Source organism: Streptomyces sp. P5F9 (assembly GCF_057961495.1).
The window spans coordinates 1-2,845 of record NZ_JBXVPZ010000747.1 but is presented as its reverse complement, the minus strand read 5'-3'; the positions used below and the strand labels follow the sequence as shown (position 1 = coordinate 2,845).

General features: G+C 70.3%; 3 protein-coding genes. All 3 read right to left on the bottom strand.

Features of this window, described 5'->3' with window-relative positions; all coding sequences use genetic code 11:
- The coding region (locus tag AC31A1_RS49455) for a type ISP restriction/modification enzyme (protein WP_489659602.1) at nucleotides 1–566 on the bottom strand (566 nt) is incomplete at its 3' end.
- Nucleotides 567–578: 12 nt separating this feature from the next.
- On the bottom strand, nucleotides 579–1,331 hold the full coding sequence (locus tag AC31A1_RS49450) for a GntR family transcriptional regulator (RefSeq protein ID WP_489659601.1): 753 nt from the start codon (nucleotides 1,329–1,331) through the stop codon (nucleotides 579–581).
- A 94-nt stretch (nucleotides 1,332–1,425) separates the two neighbouring features.
- On the bottom strand, nucleotides 1,426–2,751 hold the full coding sequence (gene hmgA / locus AC31A1_RS49445) for a homogentisate 1,2-dioxygenase (RefSeq protein ID WP_489659600.1): 1,326 nt from the start codon (nucleotides 2,749–2,751) through the stop codon (nucleotides 1,426–1,428).
- Between the last annotated feature and the right edge of the window lie 94 nt (nucleotides 2,752–2,845).

The window sequence follows — 2,845 nt, the reverse complement described above, 5'->3', positions numbered from 1 at the left end:
GTGGGGGAGTGGCCGAGGTGGGTGGCGAGGTGGGGCAGCAGGCCCGGCGTCAGATTCGGTTCCTCGGCGCCGGGGCGTCGGTAGAGCGGTCGGACGCGGCCCGGGCGGACCAGGGGGAGGATCGTGGACGCGAGCAGGAGTGGGCCGGAGGTGCCGGGGACGGCCGGTGTCTCCACCACGAAGATCTGGCGCTCGTCCGCCACCCGCCACAACTCCGGCCGGGCCACGTCGATCAGACGGTGGTCGGGGATGAGCCACTGCTCGTCGAACGGGGCGTGCAGGACGCGGACCGGTTCCGGGCAGGGGCCCGTGGCGCGGATCAGTTTCTCCGTGCCGCTGGACTGGCCCGGGAGCTGGGACACCGCCGAGTGCAGCGTGCGGGAGCGTGTCGGCTCGAACAGGGTCTCCCGGTCGGGGACTTCGGCCTTCACCAGCGCGTCCCAGCGCGCTTTCAGGGTTGCCGCGTCAGGTGCCGTCGGCCACCCCCGGCCGAGCCGGATCGGTGCGACGGACCACGGCATGAGGTCCGCGAGCAGCGGAGCGTCGTCGTGCGTCACGCTGGGCATCGTACGACGACGTCAGTTCGCCACGTCGAGGGTGACCGAGAAGGAGAACCGGTCGCCTCGGTACTGGATGACTGCCACGTCCAGCACCCTGCCCTGTGTGTCGTAGGTGATGCCCGTGTAGTGCAGGATCGGGCTGAGGAGCGGGACCTGGAGGAGGCGCGCGGTCTCCGGGTCGGCGAGGCGGGCCTCCACCGTGTCCGTGATGCGGCTGATGTCCGCGCCGACGACGTCCCGGAGCACCTTCGTCATCGGCCAGCGGATCAGGTCGTCCAGGTCGAGACGGGCCGCCAGTTCGGGGCGGATGTGGTTGCGGGCGTGGTTCGTCGGCTCGCCGGTCTTCTCGTCGCTGCGCAGCCGGTGGTACGTCGCGACCTCGGGCAAGTCCGGGAAGTACTCGGTGAGTTCGGGCGGTACGGACGCCTTGCCGTGGTCGAGGAGTTCGGTCGTCATGCCGGACTGCTGGGCGACGATCGCGTCCACCGAGCCCAACAGCCGTACCGGGGTGGCCCGTTGGACGTCCGGCTCGATGAACGTGCCCCGGCGGCGGTGCCGGTTGATCAGGCCCTCGTCCTCCAGCTCCTTCAGCGCCTGGCGCATGGTGAGCACGCTGACGCCGTAGTGCCCCGCGAGCTGCTCCTCCGTGGGCAGCCGCAGCGGGTCCCGGGGCGAGCGGCCGAGTATCGAGGCGCGCAGCGACTGCGACACCTGGTACCAGAGCGGCAGCTTGCGGTTCAGGACGATCGAGTCCGGGGCGAAGGAGGTCACGGGGCCATCCGTACCGGTAGGGAGGGATCAGTGCAAGGGACGTGAACCGGTGGGGAATTGCCGGTGTGCGGGGTGTCGGCCGGCGGCGAAGGGGTCAGTGCGCGGGGCGGAAGTGCCGCTGGAGGCCCTGCCAGACGCCGTCGTAGCCCTGCTGGAGGTGATCGGCCCGCGCCGCCTGGGCCGTCGCGGTCACCGGCCAGCGGGTCTCGAACATGAACGCCAGACCGTCGTCGACCTTCTGCGGACGCAGTTCGGCGGAGCTGGCGCGGTCGAAGGTCTCCCGGTCCGGGCCGTGCGCCGACATCATGTTGTGCAGCGAGCCGCCGCCCGGCACAAAGCCCCCGGGACCAGACGTCTTCGCGTCGTAGGCGCCCTCGATGAGCCCCATGTACTCGCTCATCACGTTCCGGTGGAAGTACGGCGGCCGGAACGTGTCCTCGCCCACCAGCCAGCGCGGCGCGAAGACCACGAAGTCCACACCGGCCAGGCCCGGTGTGTCCGACGGTGACGTCAGCACCGTGAAGATCGACGGGTCGGGGTGGTCGTAGGAGATGGAGCCGAGCACATTGAACCGGCGCAGGTCATAGGCATACGGCACATGGTTGCCGTGCCAGGCGACGACGTCGAGGGGTGAGTGGTCGTAGGTCGCCGTCCAGAGGTTGCCGCAGAACTTGTTGACCACCTCGACCGGGCCCTCGACGTCCTCGTACGCGGCGACCGGCGCGCGGAAGTCCCGCGCGTTGGCGAGTCCGTTGGCGCCGATCGGGCCGAGGTCGGGGAGGTGGAAGGGCGCCCCATAGTTCTCACACACATATCCGCGGGCTGAAGCATCCAGTAGCTCCACACGGAAGCGCACCCCACGAGGGATCAACGCCACATGTCCTGGCTCCACATGGAGGAGTCCGAATTCCGTGCGCAGCAGCAGCCCGCCGCGCTCCGGGACGATCAGCAGCTCGCCGTCCGCGTCGCTGAAGACCCGGTCCATGGAGGAGTCGGCGTGGTAGAGGTGCACGGCCATGCCGGTGCGCTGGGTCGCGTCGCCGTTGCCGCCCAGGGTCCACAGGCCGGCCAGGAAGTCGGTGCCGGGCTCGGGTTCGGGGAGCGGGTTCCAGCGCAGGCGGTTCGGGTCGGGCACCGTTTCCGTGAAAGGCGCCGTACGGATGGAGCCGTTCTCGGTGCGGGTGAACGCCGGGTGCGCGGCCGAGGGGCGGACGCGGTACAGCCACGAGCGCCGGTTGTGCGCCCTCGGCTCGGTGAACGCCGTACCGCTGAGCTGCTCGGCGTAGAGGCCGAGCGGTGCGCGCTGCGGGGCGTTGCGGCCCTCGGGCAGGGCGCCCGGCACCGCCTCCGAGCTGTGTTCGTTGCCGAAACCGGTGAGGTAGGTCAGTCCCTCGGCGGTCTTGCGTGCGTCCCCGCTCATGCCTGCTCCCTGCGGTCTGATTCCTATGTATCACCGTAGGATTGAGGTTTCGCGGGCGCAAGGGGACGGGGAGGGGTCGGCCGGAAAGAAGGAC

Bases quoted from the DNA above. Each gene is read 5' to 3' on its own strand.
- hmgA (WP_489659600.1), bottom strand. From the start codon at position 2,751: ATGAGCGGGGACGCACGCAAGACCGCCGAGGGACTGACCTACCTCACC.